The organism is Brasilonema sennae CENA114 (assembly GCF_006968745.1).
GTDB classification, from domain to species: Bacteria; Cyanobacteriota; Cyanobacteriia; order Cyanobacteriales; family Nostocaceae; genus Brasilonema; species Brasilonema sennae.
Genome location: NZ_CP030118.1, coordinates 7,624,265 through 7,650,296 on the forward strand (window position 1 = coordinate 7,624,265; position 26,032 = coordinate 7,650,296).

A 26,032-nucleotide genomic window follows, 5' to 3' on the forward strand; every position below is an offset into this window, starting at 1 on the left:
ATATCTTACACCTTTTAACCTGTTAATTCGTTGTAGGGACATTGCGTGAAGCAACGTCGCTACATTTTTCCTCGACAAAAACGGACAACCTTAGCATTTTGAGGCGGTTGATCTGTTTGATTGTTGAGAATATCGTCAATAACCGCCTCAAAATGCTCCAAGATCGTCGTTTTTAGTGAGGATTTTGTAGAAGGTTGTCCGTTTTTGTCCGGGTTCATCCCAACCCCTACAATTTGTCAAATAAGCATCAGATATTGCCATATGCTTTCGGTTAAGCAGCACTTGAATTGGTTTGAAATTGGCTTTGCTCGCTCCTGCACTTGTTGTAAGTTAGATATTGGGGAAACAAACCAGCCTCAGAAAAAAATTTGGCGATTATGGCTGGTACTGGCGTTGCTGATTAGTGTTCTGCCAGCAGAAATTGGTATTGGGTTATGGAGTCATAGTTTGTCGCTGCAAGCAGATGCTGGACACCTGATCTCGGATATTGGTGCATTGGGGCTAACTCTATTGGCAAGCTGGCTTGCTGGGCGTCCTGCTGCAAGTCGGGCGACCTTTGGACATGGGCGAGTTGAAATTCTGGCGGCGTTGATAAATGGTGTTGGATTGGTGGCGATCGCCGGGTTTATTGCCTGGGAAACATTCGAGCGATTTCAGCATCCAGAACCTGTCTTGAGTCTGCCCTTATTACTAGGAGCAGGACTGGGGTTAATTGTCAACAGCTTGAATTTAACACTGCTGCACAAACACAGCCTTAATGATTTAAATCTCCGGGCGGCGTTTCTGCATATCGTTGCCGATGCATTCAGTTCGGTGGGAATTCTAGTCGCAGCAGTGGTGATTTACTGGCTGAAATGGTGGTGGATCGATCCAATCATCAGCTTATTGATTGCCTGTTTTGCTGGTCTAAGCGCTATTCCCTTGATCTGGAGTAGCTTGGAAATTTTCCTAGAGTATGCCCCCCGCTCCATTAACCCTACTCATGTTGAAGCAGCATTGCAACGGTTTGCTGCAGTGCATCGGGTTGAAATGCTGCGGATTTGGGAAATTAGATCCGGTCAGATTGCTTTGTGCGCCCACTTATGTATCGATCCATTGGATGCCCAAAAGCGGGATCACTTGCAATGGGAGTTACAAACTCATTTGGTCGAAGCGTTTGGGATTCACGAATCGACGTTGCAATTATCTAGCCAAAGTGTGACAAACTTAGTTCCTTTGCATCCGTTACTCAACCGGAGCTTAGTTTCATATATTCATAAGCAATCGACTAAAATCACCTCATAAACTCTAGGTCTTTGAGTCTTGACTCCCTAAAACAATACGGTTGCTGTTAACAAAGTAGTAGGTTGACGTGAACAGCCCAAGGATGAAAATGACTTGGATTATTTGTGCCAAATACGTCAACCAACTTTGAGAACGTCCAGAAAAGCAAAGACACCTCTGGGCAATAAAGCATTTTCAAGGATAGCAACTCCAATAATTCTCTCTAACGGTACTGGCAAACTCCTCGCTTCTATGAGTTCTGGTATAGGTTCAGCTGCTAGTCGAGGCATAACAGTTGCTCCCAATCCTTGCTTAACCATACTGAGAATCGTCGAATCTTCTCTCACCTCGTAGTCAACTTTGAGAGTTTGACCAAATTTTAAAAGATGAGCGCTGACTGTCTTGTTGTGCTGAGGACTGCGGATATTCACAATCATCGGATACCCTGCTAACTGTTCCCAACTAAGCGACTCATTAGGAGCTATTGACTTGGGAGGTAGCAGCGCAACAAACTCATCTCGGAATAACTCCCGTGTGTCAAACTCTGTTGTCGTCGGTAACAAGGTGAAGCCAACGTCCGCGTGATTTTCTCGCAGTGCTTGTTCTACTTCTGCATAGCGATCATATTCGGTTATCACCACACTAATTTTTGGAAACTTCTCGCGAAAACGAGCAATGACCTCTGGTAGTACGTGAGTTGCAATGCTGCGAACACAAGCAACCCGAACCGAACCAGCCTGTAATCCTTTTTCCAGGTTGGCTTTTTCTTGAATCACCTCTAACAAATGTAAAATTTGACGCGCCTCCTGAATCACCTGCTCTCCAACTGGTGTTAAAGTTGCACCGTGGCGACTCCGAAAGAAGAGAATAACTCCTAGCTCTTCTTCAAGTGTGGCGATCGCATGACTGACAGTTGATTGAGATAACCCCATATGTAAAGCAGCCAAGCTGAAGTTAGCGTGGTCAGCAACAGCCACAAAAGCCCGCAACTGAGAGATTTTTAGCATACTGTCTTTGACTTCATTCATCAAGTCAAGCCACATTTTGATAAATGCAAAAGTCTTTACCCTTCATCCATCGATTTTATCGATACAAGGTATCTAATAAATACTTTGTTTTGTAATTTTGTAATGACTAAACTGTTTAGTGTTGGAGAAAAGAGAATTGAATTATCAAGAAGATGAATTCATTATTTACTTTAGTTTTTTGCTTTGTTATCTTGCTGTATAGCGTTATCAAAGGTTACTTTGTTGCCTATCCACTTTTACTTTCTCTCGTCATACTCCTTGTTAAATTCTCTTACCAAGGCTTTGCAGTCAAATCTTTAATCAAAATGGCTTTCACTAGTAGTCAAAAAGCTTTTCCAGTCATCAAAATTCTCTTATTAATTGGAGCAGTGACAGCCGTGTGGATGGCAGCAGGAACCATTCCTGCTTTAGTTTACTATGGAACTCAATTAATAAATCCTCAATATTTTATACTTTCAGCCTTTGTCCTCTGCAGTTTTATTTCTGTACTATTGGGCACCTCATTTGGCACAGTTAGTACTGTAGGAGTTGCCCTGATGATTATGGCAAAAGAAGGAGACATTAACCCTCATTTAGTTGCTGGAGCAATTATTGCAGGAGCCTATTTTGGAGATAGGTGTTCTCCTATGTCTTCTAGTGCGCATCTTGTGGCGAGCCTTACCAAAACCAAGCTACATAGAAACCTAAGAGCTATGATATCAACTGCTTGGTTGCCTTTAATGGCTTCTAGCTTGATTTATTTCATCCTTTCAATCAGCAATCCTGTTGAAATTAGAAATAGTGATTTAATTTCCGAAATTACTAAATTATTTAATATTAACCCACTCGTCTTACTTCCAGCTTTTGCGGTTACAGTGCTTTGTCTTTTGAACGTAGAAGTGAACGTAACATTGCTCGCCAGTCTTGGAATTGGATTCTTTTTAGGGATATTTTACCAAGGTGATTCTTTGTTTAAAATGATAAATTTTGCTTGGGTTGGCTTCAACTTAGAACAAAAAATGGACTTGAGTGAAGTTCTGACAGGAGGAGGCATCTTTTCGATGCTTAGAGTTTCACTAGTCGTCATTCTATCGACTTCTCTATCAGGAATTCTCATCGGAACAAACACATTCGCAAGTGTAGAAAATCTTCTCAAAAGAGCTTCTTCCAGAAGTCGTTTATTTTTCGGAACTACTACAGTTGGGTTAGCATCAGCCGCTTTTGGTTGCACTCAAACGCTGGCAATTCTCCTGACTCACCAGCTTGTAAAAGAAAAGTATGAGCAAGAGCGCCTAGATAATTATGAATTAGCAACTGATATCGAAAATACTGCTGTTGTACTATCACCTCTCATTCCTTGGAATATTGCTGGATTAGTACCAGCAACTTTATTGATGACTGATTCAGGATTTATCCCCTATGCCGTTTATTTATATCTCATTCCAATTTGGAATTGGGTTCGATATAAGTTAGCAGAATCTAAAATGCAAGATGAGTTTGAATAACTTTACTTTTGTCTCAATAATTGATTTTATGCACAACCAACAGTTCTTAATCCGAGATGCCAACGTCAGTGACATTTCTACTATCATGGAACTCCTTAAGCTGAAGGCTAAATTTGATGGCTGTCCTGATTTTCTAAAGGCTACACCTCAAAAGTTAGAAGAGACATTATTTTCTGAAAAGCCACTTGCCTTTGTTTTATTGGCTGAACTTGATAAGAATCCAATTGGATTTGCAAGCTATCACCAGATTTACTCCACCTTTCTTGCTCAACCAGGAATTTGGCTAGATGATTTATATATCAAAGCTGAATATCGCAGGCTTGGAGTTGGTGAAGCGTTGATAAAACGTTTATGTCAAATAACTCAGAAAATTGGAGGTGGAAGAATCGATTGGACTGTTGCAGTAAATAATACTCTCGCGATTCAGTTTTATGAAAAAATGGGCGCACAAATTATTCAACGAGTAAGATTATGTCGTTTGGATAGGGAGGCGATAAGCCAGAGGACTTCGGCGTGAGCGCTACAACGACCGGCTCAGCACAAGTCAGTCGAACGCTTGACGCTACGTGTACGCGAGGAAAAGCAGCGTTCTAACGTCCTAAGGAGCGATCGCTCAACCGCTATAGGCAGTTTAATAAATAATGAAACAGCTTTTGTAATCAGCAAACACGATGTCGGATTTATCTGAGTTACACAACCTGCTTTCAGATGAGGCGTTAACTTATTACGCCAGTGGTCAAGAACAAGAACGGTTATCAAGAGGTACTGGTCTGCTTGAGTTAGCCCGAACCCAAGAACTTCTGAGCCGCTACCTACCTCCTCCACCCGCTGTGATTTTCGATGTTGGCGGCGGTTCTGGTATCTATTCTTATTGGCTTGCTCAACAGGGCTATGAAGTTCATCTCATTGATGCGGTTCCTTTGCATATAGAACAAGCAAGAGCGTTTTTCTCAAGCTCAACCGGTTATCCTCTGGCTAGTTTGGCTGTTGGTGATGCTCGTCAACTTAATCGGGCGGATGATAGCGTTGATGCTGTTCTTTTACTTGGACCTTTATATCACTTGACTGAGCGCACACAGCGTTTGGCTGCTTTGCGTGAAGCTTATCGTATTTTAAAAACTGGAGGTCTTGTCTTCGCGGTTGGAATTTCTCGCTTTGCTTCAACCTTAGATGGATTACTTCAGGGATATTTGGATGATCCAGAGTTTGTGGGGATTGTTCAACGGGTTCTGGCTGATGGTCAACACCGCAACCCAAACAACCATCCTGGTTACTTTACAACAGCCTTCTTTCATCATCCTGAAGAACTTAAAGCAGAGGTTGAAGAAGCGGGTTTACATTATGAAAGAACGTTAGCGATCGAAGGACCGGGCTGGTTACTACAAAACTTCTCGGAACACTGGAATGAACTAGGTCGTCGTGAACGCCTTCTAGAAGCTGTTCGTTGGCTAGAAAGCGAACCCTCTACGTTGGGGATGAGCGCTCACATTATGACTGTTGCCCGCAAAAATGCGGTCTAAGTAGCTCAACCTAATTAAACGTAAAATGTCATTGCGAGCGGAACGTAGTGGAGAGAAGCAATCGCAAGAATCGTATTTTATATTTTTTTATGTTGACCTACTTAACACAACACTTCTATGCTGATTGGTAGCGAGATAACAATATTCCTCACCAGTGATCCCCAACTAAAAAGAAACCCAATTTAATCATAAATCGGGTTTCTAAATATCTAAAACTCAGCACTTTCCGGAGTCCTTGGAAACGGAATCACATCTCTAATGTTTCCCATCCCCGTCATAAATTGCACAAGTCGTTCAAAACCCAACCCAAAACCAGCATGGGGGACAGTTCCAAAGCGACGCAAATCCAGATACCACCACAAATCTTCTGGTTTCATTCCTTGAGCTTGTATGCGACGTTCTAGGACATCTAATCGTTCTTCTCTTTGAGAACCGCCGATAATTTCACCTATTTTTGGAGCCAGAATATCCATCGCAGAAACGGTTTTTTCATCCTCATCTAAGCGCATATAAAAGGCTTTGATTTGTGCTGGGTAATTGCTAACGATAACTGGCTTTTTGAACAGTTGTTCGCAAAGATAACGTTCGTGTTCTGACTGTAAATCCAAGCCCCAGTTGACAGGATATTCAAACTGAACATCAGCTTTCTCTAACAGTTTGACGGCTTCTGTGTAAGTTATGCGCTCAAATTTATTATTAATAATGTTGTCTGCCGTTGCCAATACAGTATTATCAATACGCTGATTGAAAAATTCCATGTCTTCCTGGCAAGTTTCTAGTACATATTTGAAAATATGTTTGAGAAACGCCTCGGCTAAATCCATATCTCCCTTGAGATCGCAAAAAGCCATCTCTGGTTCTACCATCCAAAATTCAGCTAAGTGGCGGGAGGTGTTAGAGTTTTCTGCACGGAAGGTAGGACCAAAAGTATAGACGTTCGTAAACGCCATCGCCATAACTTCGGCTTCAAGTTGACCGCTGACTGTTAAATATGTCGGTTTACTAAAAAAGTCTTTACTATAATCTATAGCTTGGGTTTGTGTGCGGGGAACATTTTTGAGATCCAAACTAGTTACACTGAAAAGTTCACCAGCACCTTCGCAGTCGTTAGCGGTGATGATGGGAGTGTGTACCCACAAAAACCCGCGTTCTTGGAAGAATTGATGAATGGCGGTAGCGCAGGCGTTTCTAACTCGGAAAACTGCACCAAAGGAATTGGTGCGCGATCGCAAATGTCCTATAGTTCGCAAAAACTCAAAGGAATGGCGTTTCTTTTGCAGCGGATATGTTTCGGGATCAGCTTCCCCAAAAACTTTTATCTTGTCTGTTTTCAACTCGATCCGCTGTCCTTTCCCAAGTGATCCCACCAACACTCCAGCTACTTCCACAGAAGCACCTGTATTGAGCTTTTTTAAAATATCATCGTAGTCTGGCAAATCCTCATTGAGTACCACTTGCAAACTCGCCAAACATGAGCCATCATTTACTTCTAGAAAAGAAAATCCTTTTAACTCTCGTTTTGTGCGAACCCAGCCTTGAACTGCTACAAATTCATCAGGTTCACCACTTCGCAATATTTCTGCAATCCGTCGATTTTCCATATCATCCAACAACAGACTTTAATAACCAGCCTATGATAACGCCCAAACCACCAAAGCGGATGGCTTGCCAAAAAGGTTCTTTGAGGCTATCCCAGGAAAATAATTGACTTTCTAAGTTAAGTTCAAGTTCTTCCAACTGTTGTTGAATTTGCTTTAACTCGGCTTTTACATTTGGTAATTTACTGTGGCGCGATCGTTGGAGACGTTGTTGCAATTCTCTTTGGCTGGCTTTGTCTGCTTGCACTTGATTGTACCGTTCCTTTAAAGCAACAAGCGCACGCTCCACTTTCAGAAGTTCTTGTTCAAATTCTTGATCTTGATTTTCTTTACCAAAAGGTGGCTCAGATGAATGTTTAGGCGGCTTCATGTACAAATTAGTACTTTTACGAAACACTCTTGAGGGAGGGAGGGAGTGACTTTGGGAAGTGTTTCTTCCATTTATAACGGGCGGTGTGCCGTCAGTGGGGCGCTTTTAAGAAACACAGGGAACGGTTATGAGCTTTGTAATTAATTCTGAGGCAGTCAAAATGGGCTAATAGAAAGTGATCCCGCGATCTCAGTTTTAACGGACTTCGGCTATTTTGACTGTACATTTATTTCCGGGTGGTTGTGCATAGAATGAAATAGCCCCAGACTCTTATGCACAACTTCAGTATTCAGCAATTATGTCTGATATCATGTCGAAATCAACCCAGCTACCTAAAGCTAGTCAACTGAATGAGTTTAGCAGCTTGGAACTAGCCCAAGCCCTGATGGAGAAGCTGAGCATCTCTCCTAACGATTGGCATCGTCTCAAGTCTAACCGCAATGTTCGCGCAAGTGAACAAGTAGCAGCAGCTGTTGTGTTTCTGCTTAAAGATCAACCACAAGAAGCTTTACTCAGACTCCAGCAAGCAACTGGTTGGTTGGATCGTTCTATTTCTGCTCCACCTTGTCCAAGTCACGGCGAGCAAAAGAAATAGGATCAGGTGACCTTTTTTGAATTCAAAATTTAAGGGAGGACTAGCCGTGCTGTGGGCATACGGCTTAGGTCATCCCCTTAGTGGTGGTCTTTAATTAGTGGCGCAATTCTACATCCCACTAATTGCCTTGTCTTTAATTCAGGACTTACGCAAGGGAAACGTAGTTGTGTCATTGCGACGAAAAGTGCGCAATCTCACAGTCAAGTTCATTCGTAACTCGTGCGTAAGTCCTATAATGCGTGAATCTTGAATTGATAATTTTGAATTTGTTAGCCGAGCCAGTGACGAGGATGAGCCAGATTTTGAAAGTTCACTTCCTCCTCTGGCTTATCCGTCTTCACCGTCGCAAAGCAAGCCGGTTTCGATTTTCTATTTGTTTACAAAGCCTCAACTCTGTACCTTTACTGTTCCATTGAACCTGGTCGAAGATTTGATGAAGAATAGACATACCACGACCATTTTCTGACTCATCGGGTGGTAAATATTCTGTGGGATCGATATCAACGTTGCTAGTACAACATGGTGTAAAACCGCTACCTTGGTCTGAGATGACCCACCAATACTGATTATCAATTAAGGAAAAGCGAACGATAACCCTTTTCCCCGGATCTAGATTGTTACCATGTTTGGCTGCGTTTACCAGAGCTTCTTGAAGTCCTAGGCGCAATTCTGCTTGTAATTTGCCCGGAATATCTGCCAAAAGCAAATCTAAAATCGGACAGAGGTACAAAGTTGAGGCAAAAGTAATTGTGCCCCAATTACGCCCTGTAGGACGAAGCGAGATAGTGATCACAATAGAAACCCCGTAGCTTTCAGAGTTAGCTAGACATCAGTTTGCTGTCACAGGCACCCTGATAGAATTTGAGGTGGTTATGTTGCCTTCAAACTTTCGTCTTCACAACTAAATTTTGAAAATGCTAGGGAGCATTAACTCTCCTTTTTGACATAGAGTCACTTACAGAAAAAGCGGCTTGTTTGCAACTGTTTAAACAGTAAGCAACTGATATGTTTTTTAGTGAAAAGAGTACGTTAATACTCTTTTACGCCAATTCGCATTTTAGACAGCTAGTTTCATATTTTCGGAGAGTTTTTGCAACGTCAATCTCTTTACACAAAAGGAATTATATATTTATCTTAATAGTATTATAGCATTCTTACGATGCGTTGGGCGACAAATTTTTATTTCACTTAAGTTGTAAATGAGTTAGTACCTTTGTCCAATTGTGATAGAACAAGAAATGCAGCAGCTTCCACATGAGCGGTTTGCCCAAAAAAATCAGCCGGTTGTACCCGTGTGAGACTATATACCCCGTTTTGACAAAGTAATTTGAGGTCACGAGCAAGGGTAGCGACTTTACAACTGACGTAAACAATACGTTGCGGTTTAGATTTGAGTAAAGTTTCAATTACAGTGCGATCGCATCCCTTACGTGGTGGATCAAGCAGAACAATGTCTGGCAAAATTTCTATCTCAGGAAGTAATTTCTCCACAGCCCCAGTCTGAAAAATGACATTTGAAATATCATTATGCTTTGCATTTAAAATTGCTTGTTCTACTGCCTCAGGTTGCAATTCTAACCCGATTGCTTTCTTAACTTGTTTGGCAAGTGGCAATGTCAACGTCCCAATCCCACAATAAGTATCAAGTAACACCTCAGAACCTTGTAAATTGAGTTCTGATTGAATGACCTGCAACAATGCTTCTGCTGTCTCCGTATTTACTTGGAAAAAAGTATCTGGTCGTACTTGGAATTCTAGTCCGGCAAATTTTTCTCTTAAGTAAGAACGCCCAGCAATGCAATGAGTTTCCCGTCCAAAAATGGCATTAGTACGATTTGGGTTGCGGTTCAAACAAACCCCCACTAACTGGGGATAACGCTTTAACCATTCCAGGGCTTGGTCTTGAATTCTGTCTAAATTCGAGTCCTTAACCACCAAAGTTAGTAATATTTCCCCTGTGCGGCGACCAATGCGTAAACTAAGATGACGTACAACACCTGTGTGGCGCTGTTCGTTGTAAGCTTGCCAACCTCGCTTTTGGATGTCCTGTTTAACTTCCAACAGCAAAGGATTTAATCTGGGATCTTGTACAGGACATTGGTTCAAGTTAATCAATTGGTGACTACCTTTTTGGTAGTAACCAGCTTGAACCGTAAGATTGGCAGATAATCCCACAGGATAAGTCGCTTTGTTACGGTAGCCCAAACATTCAGCAGTCGAAAGAACTGGATCTACTGGTGGTTGGACAAAACCGCCAATACGTTCCAAAGCCTGGATAACTTGATTTTGCTTTGCTAGCAACTGGTACGGATAATCAATATGCTGCCATTGACAACCACCACATTTATCAGCCACGATACAGCTAGGTCGGATGCGGTAGGGCGATGATTTGAGAAGTTGCTTGAGTTTAGCGTGAGCGTAGTTGGGTTTAACGTGTACCAACAAGACAACAGCGCGATCGCCTGGTACAGTGTCGCTTACAAATACGATCCTTTCTTCCCAACGCCCTACACCATCACCTGCATCATTCAAATCCACTATCTCAACGTCAATTAATTCACCTTGTTTCCAAGTTTTTTTAGTCATTAGTCATTCGTTATTGATCAATAGCCACCACTGCTTGCCAAGTGAAACCACCTTGGGGCATAGTTTCCACTTGGCAAGCAAGTCCGCAACAACTCTTGGTACCTAAGTGTCTTCCGCTGGTTTGGGATCACATTGTTTTCGTTGTCCTCTCTTCACTTGTGTCCTCAAGACTCGTTAAACTAGCAAATAATAATTAATTCATGTCATTGCAATAATCATGACTGTAGTAAGCCAAGTTATTCTCCAAGCCGACGACCAACTGCGTTATCCTAGCAGTGGTGAGCTCAACAATATCAAAGACTATTTGCAAACCGGCGAGCAACGGATACGAATTGTCTCAACCTTAGCCGAAAATGAAAAAAAGATAGTTCAAGAAGCTACTAAACAACTTTGGCAGAAGCGTCCCGACTTTATCGCACCTGGGGGCAATGCATACGGACAAAAACAACGTGCTTTATGTGTACGTGACTACGGTTGGTACTTGCGCCTAATCACTTACGGTATACTAGCTGGTGACAAACAACCAATTGAAGATATTGGTTTAATTGGTGTCAGGGAAATGTACAATTCCCTGGGCGTTCCCGTACCTGGAATGGTAGAAGCAATTAGCTGTCTGAAAAAAGCCTCCCTTAACTTACTGAATACAGAAGACGCGGCTGAAGCAGCCCCCTACTTTGACTACATCATTCAAGCGATGTCTTAAGACAAAGTTAGTGAGACTTCTTTGAGTGGATTTGCGGACTACAAATTTAGAATGCAGTCAACTACCCCTCAATGTCAATAATACCCATATACTGATCATACCCTCCCCACACTAGATAGTGGCTACGGCACAACTTGTGTCAAGTTACTAACAGGTTGTGGGGAAATTTTATTTGATAGTCAAGACTCATTTGTTACTATTTTTTATTTCCCTATTTCCCTATTTTCCCTGATATACAAAAAGCCGGCAGTCTTTTTGTGAAAGCTGTCGGCGTTTAGTGTGTTCCCTATTAATGACTCGGCTAGAGTTCAGTTATTAGTATTATGTCTATTCATTTATATAAAAAATAGGATCTCAATCATCAGCATCAGTGATTTTCATCACAAAATTATTTCTAATAAACTGCATTGAAAGATAAATACGCCAATTTTCATCTTTTTATAACTAAAAAATTCAGCTATAACCAGCATAGCCTTTTACCTAAGAAGGAGCCAGTTTCTGAAGAATCAGAAACAAGATTTGGATAAAGAAATTATTTGATACACATAGTAGATATTTCCGAAGCATTCCAAATGTGTAACTTGTGCTTCAGATAGGAAGCCAAGTTAGTACAGCGCGATAGTGAGGAAAAGATAAAAGCTAGATGAAATAAGGATTACAGCCTTACCTCATCTAGCTTTGCCTGACAGGATAGGTGCTTTTTTGCACTAGTACAATAACGAAAAAATGAAAATAAAGAATATTTCTCTTGTTAAATTTTTACTGATTTAAAATAGTAGCTCTGTTTCCACGTTTAACGTACACTAGTAGATTGGGGAGTTAGCCATGCTAAGAAATGGATTTTCCGTCTATTGGTAAATTTTATTAGAGGAACCTTCAACAGAGAAAGATTCCCCTAACATTTTTTTACAATTCCTTTTGTGAAAAGAACAGACTAAGCCACAAATTCAATCAATTGGGTACGTGGAACAATTGTGTTGAGTAGTAGTTATGACACTACACAAATCAAACTTTGTTAACTAATACAAGTATGATTGCCCATGAAAAAACTGATGATTTTAACAATTTCGAACTTGTTTGATCATCATTTGAGATACGCGTATTGTATATGGCAAACTCATTTATCACACTTGACTTAGTTAATATTAATCGTATGAAAGGATCTCTCTTCTTCAAATAGTGAAAACACTTATTTGATTTTTTGGAAACTTAAAGTGCTTATGAAAATTTGCGTGTTTATACAGTTGACCTAAAATCTATATCATGAATAGCGAGCAGCTAAACGTAAACATTTAGACAGAAAAAACAAGCCTTGCCGAAATAACTAGACTACGCCCAAATGTATGTGTGAAGGTCGTCAAGCGCCTTCTGGGTGCAAAACAAGACAACATTTGGCTCGTTTTTTTAGTCTTCCCCATTAGTAGCAATATTAATTTGTCACCTGTTGCAATCAACTTCAGCAAGAATAACGATTGCACCAGAACAAAGCACGCAGCATCTTACTTGAAAAAATAGAAAACCATTTGCGTGAATACCTACAGGGCACTTAAATCGCTAAAATAATGCTCTGTCCCCTTGCTGCATTATTACCATGATCCCCATTTCCGATGCTCCTTTTTCTCCTGAAGAAATCGCAGCTGTTGGTTTGAAGCTAGAAGAATATGAAGAAATTGTCAGGCGTCTGGGGCGTCATCCCAACAAAGCGGAACTGGGAATGTTTGGGGTGATGTGGTCAGAACACTGCTGTTACAAAAATTCCCGTCCGTTACTCAAACAGTTTCCTACGACAGGACCCCGCATTCTTGTTGGACCTGGCGAAAATGCTGGTGTTGTAGATTTGGGCGATGGTCTGCGACTTGCGTTTAAGATTGAGTCACACAACCATCCATCAGCGGTTGAACCTTTTCAAGGAGCTGCGACAGGAGTAGGAGGTATCTTAAGAGATATTTTTACAATGGGTGCGCGTCCCATTGCGGTATTAAATTCTCTGCGCTTTGGTTCTCTGGACGATGCGAAAACCCAAAGGCTTTTTAGTGGCGTTGTAGCTGGTATCTCCCATTACGGAAATTGCGTAGGTGTCCCCACTGTCGGCGGTGAAGTTTACTTTGATCCCGCTTATTCTGACAACCCTTTGGTGAATGTGATGGCGCTGGGATTGATGGAAACGCCAGAAATTGTTAAATCTGGGGCGTCTGGTATAGGTAACCCCGTGCTTTATGTTGGTTCTACAACCGGACGTGATGGTATGGGAGGTGCAAGTTTTGCCAGTGCAGAACTCAGCGATCAGTCTATGGATGATCGTCCAGCGGTACAAGTGGGCGATCCCTTTTTGGAGAAGTCGTTAATTGAAGCTTGTTTGGAAGCGTTTAAAACAGGTGCAGTCGTCGCCGCACAGGATATGGGGGCTGCTGGTATTACCTGTTCTACTTCAGAAATGGCTGCAAAAGGCGATGTGGGCATCGAATTCGATTTAGATAAAATTCCTGTACGGGAAGCAGGAATGGTTCCCTACGAATATTTGCTTTCGGAATCTCAAGAACGGATGTTGTTTGTTGCACACAAGGGACGCGAACAAGAGTTAATTGACATTTTCCATCGATGGGGACTGCATGCAGTTGTTGCAGGTTCTGTTATTGCTGAACCGATTGTCCGGATTTTATTCCAAGGTGAAGTTGCTGCAGAAATTCCTGCAACGGCGTTGGCAGAAAATACGCCCCTATATCACCGGGAATTGTTGGCCCAACCACCGGAATATGCACAAAAAGCTTGGGAATGGACTCCTGATTCTCTGCCTAAGAGTACATCTGCTGGTATAGAAATTCAAGGACGCTTGCAAAGTTGGAATGACATCCTGTTGACTTTGCTGGATACTCCTAGCATTGCGTCAAAACGTTGGGTATATCGTCAATATGACCATCAGGTGCAGAATAACACTGTTATGTTGCCAGGTGGTGCAGATGCTTCTGTGATTCGCTTGCGTCCACAGTTGGGCGAGGATGAGGAAATAGTCTCCAGTGTCAAAAGCGCTGTGGCGGCTACGGTTGATTGCAATCCCCGTTATGTTTATCTTGATCCCTATGAGGGAGCTAAGGCAGTTGTCGCAGAAGCCGCACGCAATCTCAGCTGTGTGGGTGCAGAACCTTTAGCGGTTACTGATAACCTGAATTTTGGTAGTCCAGAAAAACCTATTGGTTACTGGCAATTAGCAGAAGCTTGTCGCGGTTTGGCTGAAGGTTGTCGAGAAATGACAACTCCAGTAACTGGGGGAAATGTTTCTCTTTACAACGAAACTCTCGATTCTCAAGGTAAGCCACAACCAATCTATCCTACCCCTGTTGTGGGTATGGTAGGCTTAATCCCTGATTTGACCAAGATTTGTGGTCAAGCTTGGCAAGTGAATGGTGATCTGATTTATTTGTTGGGTGAACTTTCTTGCCACTCTACGCTGGGGGGTTCGGAATATTTAGCCACTATCCACAACACTGTTGCTGGAAAACCGCCACGAGTTGATTTTGAATTGGAACGCCAAGTACAACAAGTCTGTCGCGAGGGAATTCGCAAAGGTTGGGTACGTTCGGCTCATGATTGTGCTGAAGGTGGAGTCGCTGTTGCTCTGGCAGAATGTTGTATAACTGGCAAATTTGGTGCCCAGATCCAATTAGAGTTACCAGCACAGAACAACCAACGTTGGGATGAAATTCTTTTTGGTGAAGGTGGCGCACGAATTCTAGTTTCTATTGGAATAGAACAACAACAAACTTGGGAGAGTTTTTTAACAGAACAACTAGGTCATCATTGGCAAAAACTTGGTAAAGTTGAAAATTATGACATAGGTTTGCGAATCTTAACAATTGAAAATAACACTTTAATAAAAGTTACAATAGAAGAAATGAGCGATCGCTATCTAAACGCAATTCAAACCCGTTTGACCATTCATAACACGACTTCTAGTTCATAGATAGCATTTCCTTACTCAATACACTGGCGTTGATAGGCATAATTGCGGTACTGTGTTAATGGATGGTTAAGAATTATTAAAATTTTCTGCAACTATCCTTATAAATATTGTTTGTGACTTGACATCCTCATCAGGAGCACAGCTGCCATGATTCCTCACCAACCCGACTCTTTGGATGACTCTCAATTGCCTTATAACTCAGTCAATGACCATGAAAATCGTCCAGATAAGCCAGAAGAAGCTTGCGGTGTTTTTGGTATCTACGCACCAGGAGAAGACGTTGCCAAACTAACATACTTTGGATTGTACGCCCTCCAGCACCGGGGTCAAGAATCGGCTGGTATTGCCACATTTGAGGGTGAACAAGTCAAGTTACACAAAGACATGGGGTTGGTGTCCCAAGTCTTTAATGAATCTACCCTGCAAAATTTATCTGGAACTATCGCTGTTGGTCACACTCGTTATTCAACCACGGGTTCTAGCCGCAAAGTGAACGCTCAACCTGCTGTTGTGGAAACTCGCTTGGGTTCTGTAGCGCTTGCACATAATGGGAATTTAGTCAATACTGTGCCGCTACGGGAGGAGTTGTTGAACAACAACTGCAACTTAGTTAGCAGCACTGACTCAGAAATGATTGCTTTTGCTATTGCTGAAGAAATCAACGCTGGTGCTGATTGGCAAGAGGGCTGCATGCGCGCTTTTCACCGCTGTCAAGGAGCTTTTAGCTTAGTGATTGGTACATCACAAGGTATAATGGGCGTTCGCGACCCCAATGGCATTCGTCCCCTTGTGATTGGTACCTTGGGTGAGAATCCAGTTCGCTATGTTCTGTCCTCTGAAACTTGTGGTTTAGACATCATTGGTGCGCAATACTTGCGAGATGTCCAACCAGGTGAAATGGTTTGGATTACGGAAGTTGGTTTAACTTCCTTTCAATGGAGTCAAAAATCCAAGACAAAGCTGTGCATTTTTGAGATGATTTACTTTGCTCGTCCTGATAGCGTGATGCACAACGAGAGTTTGTACACCTATCGGATGCGTATAGGACGGCGACTGGCTAAAGAATCTCCGGCTAATGCTGATTTGGTGATTGGTGTCCCTGATTCTGGAATTCCCGCTGCTATAGGCTATTCTCAAGCTTCTGGCATTCCTTATGCGGAAGGATTGATTAAGAATCGTTACGTCGGGCGTACCTTTATTCAGCCGACACAGAGTATGCGAGAATCGGGTATCCGCATGAAACTCAACCCCCTCAAAGATGTGTTATTTGGTAAACGAGTCATCATTGTAGATGATTCCATTGTGCGGGGAACTACTAGCCGTAAGTTGGTCAAAGCTTTACGAGAAGCAGGTGCGTTAGAAGTGCATATGCGAATTTCCTCTCCACCAGTGACTCACCCCTGCTTTTATGGTATTGATACTGATACCCAAGACCAACTCATTGCTGCTACTACCTCAGTAGAAGATATTGCTAAGCTACTAGAAGTTGATAGTCTGGCCTATCTCACCAGGCAAGGAATGCTCTGGTCAACACGAGAAGATCCAGAAAGCTTTTGTTGTGCTTGCTTCACTGGAGACTACCCAGTTTCTGTTCCCGAACAAGTGAAGCGTTCTAAATTGATGTTGGAGAAAGTATCTGTTTAGAGATTTTAGATTTTGGATTGATTGACATACTCCCCTACCATAATTTTTGATTTGGTCGGGGATTCTAATAGCTCTGAGTTTTTCAACACTACGGGTAGCTAAATCAATTTTTGTAACAAAATAACCACAAACTACCAAACATTTCTGTCTTTGACTTTAGAGGTTCAAGGCTAACCACTCATGGGTAGTCGCCCCAAAAAAAGTTGAGGTGGGAAAAGCATGGCTCGAAGAATAATCCAGTTATATATTTTAGCTCTTACTGCACTAATTGCTACGTTCTTTCCCGGAGGTGGAGTTCTCGCAGTAGAAACCTACTCCGAAAAACATGGCATATTGGCTAACATTGCATTTCAGTACGCAGCGCTAGGAAAATCTCAGCAAGCTGTCAAGATTTTAAACCAAGTTCTGCCTTTGGCACAAGCGAACCCCAATCAGTGCTTCAAAGCCAACCCCTTAGTGAAAGTGGCTCTTGGCTATATCTTAGTTGGACAGGAAGCTAAGGGGAAGCAACTTCTGGCACAAGCCATCCAGATTGCCGCCACCCAAACGGCAACAGGCTGTAGCGGTAGCGGAACTTCTCCAGAGGAATCTGTGCTAAACCGAGCAAAGGAATACGCAGAGGCTGGGTACTACGACTTTGCTCACCAGATCATTACAGCAGTAAACAATCCTGTATTCACTCCTATAGCGCTGGCAGATCTTGCGGGTTATTATGCAAAAGCCTCAGAGGCTCAGCAGGCAACGAAAGTACTAAACCAAGCGATCGCGATTGCCCAACGCAATAACGATGCCTTTTATAAAAATATAACCCTGATTGCAATTGCTGAACATCTAACTCAAGCTGGACAAAAGGAACAAGTGCCGCAAGTGCTAGAGCGTGCGCTTGAGGCACAATCAGGCAAAGATGCCCCAATGAAAGTCGATCAGATGCTAAGAATTGCTAAACAATTTGCACAAGTTGGACAAGTTAGTCAAGCGCTCAAGCTTTTAGATCAATCCTTGCCCTTGATATCAACGCTTCCAGACAAGCCCTTTCCTGTTGAGAAACCCAGCAAACTGGTTGAAGCAGCAATCCAGTATGGAGCACTGCAGCAGAAAAATAAGGCTCTCGATACTCTAGCCAAAGCCCGAACAGTGGCGCAGGCAATGGGTGAATCTCAAACCAAAGGTTATGCATTAAATCGGGTAGTTGGAGGTTACGCAGAAATAGGAAACTTTGACCAGGCACAGCAAATAGCCCAATCAATCAAGAATGTCAATGAGAGGGAACAGGCGTTCCGTGGAATTGCGATCGCCTATGCCAAAGCTGGATACGCTGAGCAAGCGCTTCAACTGGCAAAATCAATTAGAAACCCCAAAGTCACCTTAACAAACATTGTCAGCCACTATCTAAAGACCGGAAAATGCGACCAAGCGTTTAAGATAGTTCAACAGTGGAATCTGAAAATGCTGCCAGAGGTGGCATTAGGTTACCTTGAGGCAGATCAACCTGAACGTGCGCTGGAAATCGCTAAGTCCATCGAATCTCCGCCTTATGCTGTTGTACAACATAAGGACTGGAGATTAAGCCTGATCGCTGGTGGGTTTGCAAAACAAGGAAAATTTGACCAAGGGCTTCAGGTTGCTCAAGTTATTACAGACAAAAGTTACAAAGCTCAAGCCTTGACGGCAATCGCACAAGAATATCTGGTAAGAGAACGAGAGAACAAAGGATTTCTCGGAAACATCTTTTCCGAACTGAGCAATCGCTTCAATTCTCTATTCGCTTCCTCAAATAAAGACAAAGCCTCTGAAATTCTAGATCAAGCGCTTCAAGTTGCTGAGTCAATGGCACCAAAACGTTCGCCACAATGAATAAGTTCCAACTGCAACTTATCGGGTTCAAAGTTCTTAAGGCAGACACAAACCCTGATTATGCCGTTACCTGTGGGTGTCAATTTTCAAAACTCACATCATGCACGAAGGAACTGTGAGTCATGAGTGTGATAAAAATTCAATTTTTGGTAATAATGGATCAGAAACAATACCCACGCCACTAAAACCCCAGCGTTTGAGCAAAGGTCCTATTTGAGAGCCAGCAACAGATTCTACAGCAAAGCGGTTTGCCAGTTCCCCAGCATGAGTGTTGAGGTAGCTGAGGGCATCAAAATTTTCCCGAAACAACAGTAAATAACCATTAGCTTTACGGTCGGAACGAGCGGTAAGATAATCACCGTTAGCTTTCGACCGTACCAGATAATAAACTTCAGAAAACATAGTTATCAGTCATTAGTCACTAGTCATTAGTCATACCAATAACTAATGACGAAGGACGCTCAATATGAGTGTACCATTCCTTTGATTTAAAATGATTTAATTGAGATTTTCTAAACGAATGCGAGGATCACTCACCTTCAGTAACAAATCCGCGATCAAATTACCAACACTGAGCAATACAGCGCTCATAACCAAACTTGCCATCACCAAATATAAATCTTGAGCCTGCACCGCTTGTAAAGTCAATCTTCCTAAACCAGGCCAATTGAAGAAAAATTCTGCAATAAATGCACCACCCAATAAACCTGCTAACTCGAAACCTAACAAAGTAATCAAAGGGTTGATTGCATTGCGCAAAGCATGAACATAAACAACGCGGTTTTCTGGCAATCCTTTGGCACGAGCCGTTTGAATATAATCTTGACGTAGCACATCCAATAATTCACCACGAGTAATACGCTGTAAGCCAGCAAAGCTGGTGACACTCAAAGCAATCGTGGGTAAAATCATGTGCCAGCCAATATCTAGGATTTGACCAAACCAATTGAGTTCATTGTGATTAATGCTAGTCATGTCACCCACTGGAAAAATGGGTGAGAGGTTTTGGGCTAAAATCAGCAATAATAAAGCGGTGATGAAACTGGGAAACCCTTGTCCTGCATAGCTAATTATCTGCAAAATGCGGTCAACCAACTGATTTTGTTTCACAGCCGCGACTATACCCAAGGGGATGGCGATCGCCCAGGTTACAATCAAAGAAGCCACTGCCAACAACAAAGTGGCAGGTACCCGTTCCCACAACAGCGACCCCACTGAGCGCTGGTAAACAAAGCTTGTGCCAAAATCTCCCTGTGTTATGATTCGCCACACCCAAAGTCCAAATTGCTCTGGCCAAGATTTATCCAGACCAAACTGTCGTCTAAGTTCCTCAATTCTTTCTGGAGAAATCTTTGGGTTTTGCCGTAGCGTATCTACATAGTCTCCTGGAGCAAGTTGAATAATGATAAACGACAACGCCGACGCTAAGAACAAAGTCAACAGCGCCTGCAATAGTCGCTTGGTGACATAAATAAAACTTTCGCTCGTGACTAACCTTAAAAGCCAGTCACGGCTTGCATCCAAGGAAATTCGTGTAGTAGTCATTAGTCAATAGTCAAGAGTCATTAGTCAAGAGGAGCGAGCGCTTGATGAGGGTTTCCCGACAGAGGCGACTGGCGTTCATTAGTCAAGAGTCAAAAAAATTTTGGAATCTAGACTATTAACTTAGCAGTACATTAAGGCGGGAGTCATCTGCTCGTTAGAAGGACACAAAAACTTTATCAGTTACCAGTTAACAGTTAGCAGTTATCAGTGTCGTGCCCCCCTTGTTCACTGTTCACCCTATGGCTAACGCCACGCCTTACGGCTATCGGGTATGCGCAAAGCCCACGCCTGAGGGCGTAAGCGCAAGCGCACGCTAAGAGCGAACGCGCAGCGTGCGCTTTGCGCTTACGCCAGATGCCTCTGTCGGGAAACCCTCATCAAGCACTGGACTCACTGTTCACTGTTCACTGTTCACTGTTCACTGTATAGCTCCCAATTGAGCCTCCTGCCGAATTGTACTAGTATTCTACAAGGGTGAGGATGGGCACATCTGGCAGATGTTTTCGTCCTTGTAAATCATGTAGCTCGATGATAAACCCAAAACCTTCAAGTTTGCAGCCAATTTTTTGGACTAATTTTGCCGTTGCACTTGCTGTTCCACCCGTTGCGAGCAAGTCGTCTATAATCAAAACTCGGCTTCCTGCGTGCAAAGCGTCTTGGTGGACTTCCAAACAATCAGTACCGTACTCCAGTGCGTACTCTATTGAGTGGACTGCTGCTGGTAATTTACCACGTTTACGAACAGGAATAAAACCAATTCCTAACTGATAAGCAAGCGGTGCGCCAACAATAAAGCCCCGTGACTCTATTCCCACTATGTATTCTGCCGTCAATCCAGCATCTTTTATTTTTTGTACAAACAGGTCAACCGTGTAGCGCAATCCCTCTGGATCGCGCAGCAGCGTAGTAATATCGCGAAATAAAATTCCCGGTTTAGGAAAATCTGGAATGTCACGAATCAGAGACTTTAAATTCATAAAATAGAGAAAAGTTTTAGTTCCAGCAGTACAAGCTACAACCACTATCGCCCGATTGCAAGCTCTCGGTTCAACAGGAGGTATATACCGGAAAAATCGTACACTAAAATGTCATAGGCTTGGTATGAGACCTCAAAAAAGTCTATCCATTGACGATTATTGGAATCTACACCAAGCTAGGGATATAAGGATATAACCAGTGAGCTAAGAGAACTTAAAATTTTTAAACTTTAATGAAAAGCAATGCGGAAACCTTTGTGTCAAAACAGTAAGTAATGTATGTATAAGGCAAACTTGCCAATAATGCTATCAGTCTGATTTATTGACTGGTAATCTATTTTAAATTAGTTTTACTCAGTTTGTTGCAACCGTTAATGGTATCTATAATGAATATTTCTGCTAGTATCACACCAATTAACAGTCCAACTCCCCAGTCTGTGCCGATGATTCTGGACTCTTTACCCCAACCAGTAGTTGAAGGACAAGGATGTCCCCGTAGAGCTAGGTTGCAAATAGATCTTATACTACTGGCAATTGAAGCGCTAGAGCTTGGTGGCTCTGAAGCTATCTTGGCATTTGCTGAAGAGTTGGATCTTAAAGGAATTGTTAAAAACCGGGTCAATTTATGGCAAATGCGTAGTACCAACCCCATGCGACGAGCACATATCCGCCGTCCTCTGTCTATCATGGAAGCAAAAGCTTTAGTGGTTATTGGTTGCTACATTGCGCGACGCTTAACTGTTGTTATTCGCCAGTTGCTGGCGATACATCAACAAATGGTTGAAAAACAGCTTCCACTGGAACAGAATTTACGTCTATCTAACTACCTAGAGCGCTTTAGAAGCCACTTTAAGAGCCGAATGAATTCTCGACGTTCTGGTGTTTTAGCGTTACATTCCGAGGAAAAATTAAATGAGCTAGCTATAACTTTGTTGGAACAATTATTATTTTGTACTGGTACAGCTGGAATGCAGCGGTTCTGGATTAGTCTTTTTGACGGTGAGGTGGAATGAATATTCAACGTAAGTATAGTTTACCGAATTGCACACTACTGCTGGAGGGTTTAAGTGATGCCTCAAGGGCAGCGCATTTTCAGGAACTGCGGCCAGAATTATCTATATTGGTAAATGCAGAATGCTATATATCTGGCTACACTAGACCACTGAGTGGAGGGCGAGAATTTTTTGAAAGTTTGCTTAGGGGAGTCAGTGCATATGCTCAAGAATTTTTGAGTAGTGTGCCACATACCGAAGCGCATAACACTGAGTCAGAGTTAGTGCAGTTCCAGAAAATGGGCAATAACCAACATAGATTAATTGTGCATTCTGATGCAGCAGCAGATGGAATAGAGTCTTACTCCAACAATGGAAACCAGCGAATACAAGTCGATTTGAACACGGTGCAGTTCTTCGATTTAGTCGAAGCGATAGACCAGTTTTTCGCAGACAGTCAAACTTTACCAGAATTAACATTACAATTACAACCAGTTGCCAGACGTCATGGCGGTGTCAGTCAAGCTGTGATCAAGCAGGCAGTGCCTGCGAGTGTGGGAGTGACGAGTTTGGCAGCAGCCGCTGTTGCTTTTACGATGATTCCAGCCCCCGAAGTTCGTGCGCCCCAAGCGAACACACAGCAAATTTTCAATCAAACTACTAATCTCAATAGTCCTACAACGGCGTCTGTTACTCCTACACCGACTTCCAATGAACAGATAGCCGCAAATCCTACATTCACGCCCACAACAGCTTCTTCCTCTGTAGTGCTAAATCCTACTGCAGCAACTCCCACACCAGGTGCACCACCTGTTACCAAGGATTTAGAAGTACTTTTAAATACATCTGGAGAAATCACAGATGCATCTCAACTGCGTGTTTTGAACCGTGAATTATATAACAAAATTAATCCAAGTTGGGACAAACGCTCAGGACTAGGTCAGGATTTGGTCTATCGTGTGGGAGTGGGTGCAGATGGTGCAATTGTTGGATATAAAGCAGTCAATAAGCAAGCAAATGATGCTGTAGAGAAAACTCCTTTAGCAAGCTTACTTAACAATCCGGCAAATCGCACTTCTGCTACAAATGAAGCGATCGCCCAATATAGAGTGGTGTTTACGACAACAGGTGTGCTACAGGTTAGCCCTTGGCGGGGATACACCAAAACACCAGATGTTGTTGGTACAAAAATTACAGATCCCAACACAATTAAGGATTTGAACCAAAAGCTTTCTAACACTATCCGCCAAAATTGGAATACTTCTTCCACTTTTGCAAAAGATTTGAGATATCGGGTAGCAGTTAATAAAGATGGCGTTATTGCTGACTACGAACCACTCAACCAACCAGCCGTTGACTCTTATCGGGCAACACCCCTTCCTAAGATGTTTCAAGATGTCTACGGCTCAAACTTGGCTCCTCCAAACAAGAAAGAACCTCTTGCACACTACCAAGTGCTGTTTAAGCCTAACGGTAGCCTGGAGGTTCTTCCCTGGCGAGGATATCGGTAGATTGTTAGGAGTCAGGCTCCAAAAATTAGTGAATTCTCTGTTCTGACTCCTTTTACTTGGTAATTTTGCCCATGTATTTTCCCCATAATTCAGCAGCTTGAGCGCTACTGCCAGATGTGGGGGCATTGTTGTCGTTTCCCAACCAAATACCAGTCACCAGCCGCCGACTAGGAATAAAGCCAATAAACCACAAGTCAACGTTTTTATCTGTTGTACCAGTTTTACCTGCTTCTCCCAGTCCTAGTTGTGCACTGCGACCAGTACCATTTGTGATTACACCGCGCAGAAGACGAATCATTGTATCGGCAATGTTAGGTTGTAGCACTCGTTTGTTGGCGTCCGGATTTTGGTCATAGGAGTACATCACACGGCAAGTTTTCAGATCCTTTGGATCGCGGCAATCACTGCTATCTAGAATCCGGCTAATTGCATGAGGGCGATTCCACACACCCCCATTACCAATAGCGCCAAATGCACCTGTCATTTCCATGACATTCACGACACTTTGACCTAATACTAAGCCAGGAACTGGATCTAGGTCTGACTTCACCCCTAATCGTTGCGCCGTTTTCACGATATTATCTAGCCCTACATCTCTGGCAATCCTCAACGCAATTGGATTTTCAGATAATGCTAGCCCTGTAGCGAGATCCAAGCTACCTGCGCTTGTACGACATGGTTTGTAAGTAAAGCCTTTCCAACGAAAAGGGGAGCACGAATATGAATTTCCCGGTGAAATGCCTTGCTCAATAGCAGTTGTGTAAGTAAAGATTTTGAAGGTGGAACCTGGTTGTCTTTTTGCTTGAACCGCACGATTGAACTGGCTTGATTTATAATCCTTGCCTCCAATCATTGCCAGGATACTTCCATCGCTGGAATCAAGGGTCAGCATTGCTCCTTGAGAAAAACCAAAAGAGGGCCCTGCGTTGCTAATATGTTTACTCAGTGCTTCTTCTGCTTGTTTTTGAATTGCTGGATCGAGCCGAGTTTCAATAATAAAATTTCCTTCTGTTGCCAGTTCTTTTCCTAGAATGGTTTCTAGTTCTTGAAAGACATAACTATAAAAATAAGGAGCAGTTGTTTTTGCCTGCCGTTCGCAGACTTTAGGGCTGATTTCAATGGGCGATCGCCTAGCTCGGTTATACTCATCTGGTTTAATTTTGCCTATCTCTAGCATCCGCTTGAGGACTCGATTGCGGTACTCGATGGTTCTGAACTTATTCGGGCTATCTGCTCCACAAAAATTAAATGCGTTGGGACCAGGTAAAATTGCCACCAAAGTCGCCGCCTCTGAGAGGGTTAACTCTTTTGCTGACTTGTCAAAGTAATAGCGAGAAGCATCCTCGAAACCGGAGGTATCTGCTCCTAAGAAAACCCGATTTAAATAAGTAAGTAAGATGAAATCTTTACTGTAATATGTTTCTAGTTTCAGAGCGACAACCGCTTCTCTAAATTTACGACCAAGAGAATCTTGCCTGCCAACATAATCGCGGAACAAACTCCTCGCAACTTGTTGGGTGACTGTACTAGCTCCTTGCTGGATATCACCACTCTGGCTATTTATGAATACGGCTCGCAAAATTCCTAGCGGATCAACTCCAAAATGCCAATAATAACGGGTATCTTCAGAAGCAACGACTGCGGTGGGTAAGTAAGGACCAAAGTCCTGCAACCGCTTCATATCTATATGAGAAGTCGTCCGAGGCTCGCGTAACTTGGTGACTCCATCACGAGCGTAAACAACCACTGGTGCTCGCGTTGCTCCAGGTAAAGGTTTTACAGAAAATTTCAGCGATTCAACGCCAATAACCAGAGCCATGAGGGCGGTGGCTCCACCCACTCCATAAGCTGCCCAAGTTGCTGCTCTGACATACCAAGGGGGTGGATCAACGTATTGCACTCTGACTGAGGCGGCGAGTTCTGGAGGTCCGAGGGTGAGAACATCGCCGTGACGTAACTCTAAAGAATTGACGCGACGTTTACCCCGATAAATGCCATTTGTGGAGTTTTCATCTTTAATAACAAAAACAGATTCTCTTTGGGCAGAATCCCGTGAAAGAGACAGGTGAATTTGGCTGACAACTGGGTTACGGACAACAATATCGCAGGATTTGGAACTGCGACCTAGCATGTAGCGATCGCCCAACAACGGATACACCTCCGCCTTATCCGCCCCTGAATCCTGCACCAAAAGTTCTGGTACCTTGGCGTTTGGTTTGAGTGCTAGTTTCGAGAAATCGACTCTGGCTTGAATTGTTTGTACTGCTTGAGTTATTTGACCAAGCAAAGTTTGTGGCTTTTGAGGCGGTTGGGGGGAACTCATCGGCTATTTACACCACATTTATTGGTAAGGAATCGGGCGCATTGCAACCTCGATGCTAGTATTCCACCATTGTAATCATAA

At 42.9% G+C, this 26,032-nt stretch carries 21 protein-coding genes; 11 read left to right on the forward strand and 10 right to left on the reverse strand.

The genetic code is table 11. The features are described 5' to 3' along the window. Positions 1-59: 59 nt before the first annotated feature. The gene (locus DP114_RS31730; protein WP_171978019.1) at positions 60-218 is read right to left on the reverse strand and encodes a hypothetical protein; all 159 of its coding nucleotides are present in this window, start codon (positions 216-218) and stop codon (positions 60-62) included. 43 nt (positions 219-261) lie between these two features. On the opposite strand from DP114_RS31730, the gene DP114_RS31735 reads away from it, so the two are divergent. Further along, positions 262-1,284: a cation diffusion facilitator family transporter gene (locus tag DP114_RS31735; RefSeq protein WP_171978020.1), complete on the forward strand. Its 1,023-nt coding sequence runs from the start codon at positions 262-264 to the stop codon at positions 1,282-1,284. A gap of 116 nt (positions 1,285-1,400) precedes the next feature. Here the strand turns inward: DP114_RS31735 and DP114_RS31740 are convergent, their stop codons facing one another. Further along, entirely contained in the window at positions 1,401-2,306 is a 906-nt protein-coding gene (locus tag DP114_RS31740; RefSeq protein WP_246162925.1) for a LysR family transcriptional regulator, read from the reverse strand. Between the two features lie 137 nt (positions 2,307-2,443). On the opposite strand from DP114_RS31740, the gene DP114_RS31745 reads away from it, so the two are divergent. From DP114_RS31745 to DP114_RS31755, 3 genes are all read left to right on the forward strand, one after another. Then, the gene (locus DP114_RS31745) at positions 2,444-3,775 is read left to right on the forward strand and encodes a Na+/H+ antiporter NhaC family protein (protein ID WP_169266428.1); all 1,332 of its coding nucleotides are present in this window, start codon (positions 2,444-2,446) and stop codon (positions 3,773-3,775) included. A 28-nt stretch (positions 3,776-3,803) separates the two neighbouring features. Next, a complete protein-coding gene (locus DP114_RS31750; RefSeq protein ID WP_171978021.1) occupies positions 3,804-4,292 on the forward strand; it encodes a GNAT family N-acetyltransferase in 489 nt (162 codons plus the stop codon). Positions 4,293-4,446: 154 nt separating this feature from the next. Then, the gene (locus tag DP114_RS31755; RefSeq protein WP_171978022.1) at positions 4,447-5,295 is read left to right on the forward strand and encodes a class I SAM-dependent methyltransferase; all 849 of its coding nucleotides are present in this window, start codon (positions 4,447-4,449) and stop codon (positions 5,293-5,295) included. Positions 5,296-5,504: 209 nt separating this feature from the next. Here DP114_RS31755 and asnS read toward each other — a convergent pair whose 3' ends face one another. Both asnS and DP114_RS31765 read right to left on the reverse strand, forming a co-directional pair. Continuing rightward, positions 5,505-6,896 (reverse strand): asparagine--tRNA ligase, encoded by a 1,392-nt coding sequence (gene asnS, locus DP114_RS31760; protein ID WP_171978023.1) that lies wholly within the window; start codon positions 6,894-6,896, stop codon positions 5,505-5,507. A gap of 1 nt (position 6,897) precedes the next feature. Continuing rightward, the gene (locus tag DP114_RS31765) at positions 6,898-7,263 is read right to left on the reverse strand and encodes a sll0565 family protein (RefSeq protein WP_169266432.1); all 366 of its coding nucleotides are present in this window, start codon (positions 7,261-7,263) and stop codon (positions 6,898-6,900) included. Positions 7,264-7,573: 310 nt separating this feature from the next. Here DP114_RS31765 and DP114_RS31770 point away from each other — a divergent pair, with 310 nt between their 5' ends. Then, on the forward strand, positions 7,574-7,858 hold the full coding sequence (locus DP114_RS31770; protein WP_169266444.1) for a DUF6439 family protein: 285 nt from the start codon (positions 7,574-7,576) through the stop codon (positions 7,856-7,858). A gap of 337 nt (positions 7,859-8,195) precedes the next feature. On the opposite strand, the gene DP114_RS31775 is transcribed toward DP114_RS31770, so the two are convergent. Then, entirely contained in the window at positions 8,196-8,651 is a 456-nt protein-coding gene (locus DP114_RS31775; RefSeq protein ID WP_171978024.1) for an ATP-binding protein, read from the reverse strand. A 395-nt stretch (positions 8,652-9,046) separates the two neighbouring features. Beyond that, positions 9,047-10,444 (reverse strand): 23S rRNA (uracil(1939)-C(5))-methyltransferase RlmD, encoded by a 1,398-nt coding sequence (gene rlmD / locus DP114_RS31780; protein ID WP_169266434.1) that lies wholly within the window; start codon positions 10,442-10,444, stop codon positions 9,047-9,049. A 217-nt stretch (positions 10,445-10,661) separates the two neighbouring features. Between rlmD and DP114_RS31785 the strand changes: the two genes are divergently transcribed. The 4 genes from DP114_RS31785 (at position 10,662) to DP114_RS31800 (ending at position 18,603) form a co-directional block, all read left to right on the forward strand. Then, positions 10,662-11,147 (forward strand): allophycocyanin subunit alpha-B, encoded by a 486-nt coding sequence (locus DP114_RS31785; protein ID WP_169266435.1) that lies wholly within the window; start codon positions 10,662-10,664, stop codon positions 11,145-11,147. A 1,591-nt stretch (positions 11,148-12,738) separates the two neighbouring features. Further along, entirely contained in the window at positions 12,739-15,105 is a 2,367-nt protein-coding gene (gene purL, locus DP114_RS31790; protein WP_171978025.1) for a phosphoribosylformylglycinamidine synthase subunit PurL, read from the forward strand. A gap of 147 nt (positions 15,106-15,252) precedes the next feature. Next, positions 15,253-16,749 (forward strand): amidophosphoribosyltransferase, encoded by a 1,497-nt coding sequence (gene purF, locus DP114_RS31795; protein ID WP_169266437.1) that lies wholly within the window; start codon positions 15,253-15,255, stop codon positions 16,747-16,749. A gap of 219 nt (positions 16,750-16,968) precedes the next feature. Then, positions 16,969-18,603 (forward strand): tetratricopeptide repeat protein, encoded by a 1,635-nt coding sequence (locus DP114_RS31800; RefSeq protein WP_171978026.1) that lies wholly within the window; start codon positions 16,969-16,971, stop codon positions 18,601-18,603. 120 nt (positions 18,604-18,723) lie between these two features. Here the strand turns inward: DP114_RS31800 and DP114_RS31805 are convergent, their stop codons facing one another. The 3 genes from DP114_RS31805 to DP114_RS31815 form a co-directional block, all read right to left on the reverse strand. After that, positions 18,724-19,005, reverse strand: a complete 282-nt coding sequence (locus DP114_RS31805) for a hypothetical protein (protein WP_169266439.1) — start codon at positions 19,003-19,005, stop codon at positions 18,724-18,726. 96 nt (positions 19,006-19,101) lie between these two features. Next, positions 19,102-20,148, reverse strand: a complete 1,047-nt coding sequence (locus DP114_RS31810) for an ABC transporter permease (protein WP_169266440.1) — start codon at positions 20,146-20,148, stop codon at positions 19,102-19,104. Positions 20,149-20,606: 458 nt separating this feature from the next. Next, entirely contained in the window at positions 20,607-21,125 is a 519-nt protein-coding gene (locus tag DP114_RS31815; protein WP_169264086.1) for an adenine phosphoribosyltransferase, read from the reverse strand. Between the two features lie 386 nt (positions 21,126-21,511). Between DP114_RS31815 and DP114_RS31820 the strand changes: the two genes are divergently transcribed. Then, positions 21,512-22,138, forward strand: a complete 627-nt coding sequence (locus DP114_RS31820; protein WP_169264085.1) for a DUF3038 domain-containing protein — start codon at positions 21,512-21,514, stop codon at positions 22,136-22,138. Then, the gene (locus DP114_RS31825; RefSeq protein WP_171978027.1) at positions 22,135-23,628 is read left to right on the forward strand and encodes a DUF4335 domain-containing protein; all 1,494 of its coding nucleotides are present in this window, start codon (positions 22,135-22,137) and stop codon (positions 23,626-23,628) included. The genes DP114_RS31820 and DP114_RS31825 overlap by 4 nt, the downstream gene beginning before the upstream one ends. Positions 23,629-23,680: 52 nt before the next feature. On the opposite strand, the gene DP114_RS31830 is transcribed toward DP114_RS31825, so the two are convergent. Beyond that, positions 23,681-25,951: a transglycosylase domain-containing protein gene (locus DP114_RS31830; RefSeq protein WP_169264083.1), complete on the reverse strand. Its 2,271-nt coding sequence runs from the start codon at positions 25,949-25,951 to the stop codon at positions 23,681-23,683. Between the last annotated feature and the right edge of the window lie 81 nt (positions 25,952-26,032).

Coding starts and splice junctions, on each gene's coding strand:
- DP114_RS31820 (WP_169264085.1), top strand. CDS start 21,512: ATGAATATTTCTGCTAGTATCACACCAATTAACAGTCCAACTCCCCAG.
- DP114_RS31800 (WP_171978026.1), top strand. CDS start 16,969: ATGGCTCGAAGAATAATCCAGTTATATATTTTAGCTCTTACTGCACTA.
- DP114_RS31745 (WP_169266428.1), top strand. CDS start 2,444: ATGAATTCATTATTTACTTTAGTTTTTTGCTTTGTTATCTTGCTGTAT.
- DP114_RS31730 (WP_171978019.1), bottom strand. CDS start 218: ATGAACCCGGACAAAAACGGACAACCTTCTACAAAATCCTCACTAAAA.
- rlmD (WP_169266434.1), bottom strand. CDS start 10,444: ATGACTAAAAAAACTTGGAAACAAGGTGAATTAATTGACGTTGAGATA.
- DP114_RS31770 (WP_169266444.1), top strand. CDS start 7,574: ATGTCGAAATCAACCCAGCTACCTAAAGCTAGTCAACTGAATGAGTTT.
- DP114_RS31765 (WP_169266432.1), bottom strand. CDS start 7,263: ATGAAGCCGCCTAAACATTCATCTGAGCCACCTTTTGGTAAAGAAAAT.
- DP114_RS31825 (WP_171978027.1), top strand. CDS start 22,135: ATGAATATTCAACGTAAGTATAGTTTACCGAATTGCACACTACTGCTG.
- asnS (WP_171978023.1), bottom strand. CDS start 6,896: ATGGAAAATCGACGGATTGCAGAAATATTGCGAAGTGGTGAACCTGAT.
- DP114_RS31810 (WP_169266440.1), bottom strand. CDS start 20,148: ATGACTACTACACGAATTTCCTTGGATGCAAGCCGTGACTGGCTTTTA.
- DP114_RS31785 (WP_169266435.1), top strand. CDS start 10,662: ATGACTGTAGTAAGCCAAGTTATTCTCCAAGCCGACGACCAACTGCGT.
- DP114_RS31815 (WP_169264086.1), bottom strand. CDS start 21,125: ATGAATTTAAAGTCTCTGATTCGTGACATTCCAGATTTTCCTAAACCG.
- DP114_RS31735 (WP_171978020.1), top strand. CDS start 262: ATGCTTTCGGTTAAGCAGCACTTGAATTGGTTTGAAATTGGCTTTGCT.
- DP114_RS31755 (WP_171978022.1), top strand. CDS start 4,447: ATGTCGGATTTATCTGAGTTACACAACCTGCTTTCAGATGAGGCGTTA.
- purL (WP_171978025.1), top strand. CDS start 12,739: ATGATCCCCATTTCCGATGCTCCTTTTTCTCCTGAAGAAATCGCAGCT.
- purF (WP_169266437.1), top strand. CDS start 15,253: ATGATTCCTCACCAACCCGACTCTTTGGATGACTCTCAATTGCCTTAT.
- DP114_RS31750 (WP_171978021.1), top strand. CDS start 3,804: ATGCACAACCAACAGTTCTTAATCCGAGATGCCAACGTCAGTGACATT.
- DP114_RS31830 (WP_169264083.1), bottom strand. CDS start 25,951: ATGAGTTCCCCCCAACCGCCTCAAAAGCCACAAACTTTGCTTGGTCAA.
- DP114_RS31805 (WP_169266439.1), bottom strand. CDS start 19,005: ATGTTTTCTGAAGTTTATTATCTGGTACGGTCGAAAGCTAACGGTGAT.
- DP114_RS31740 (WP_246162925.1), bottom strand. CDS start 2,306: ATGTGGCTTGACTTGATGAATGAAGTCAAAGACAGTATGCTAAAAATC.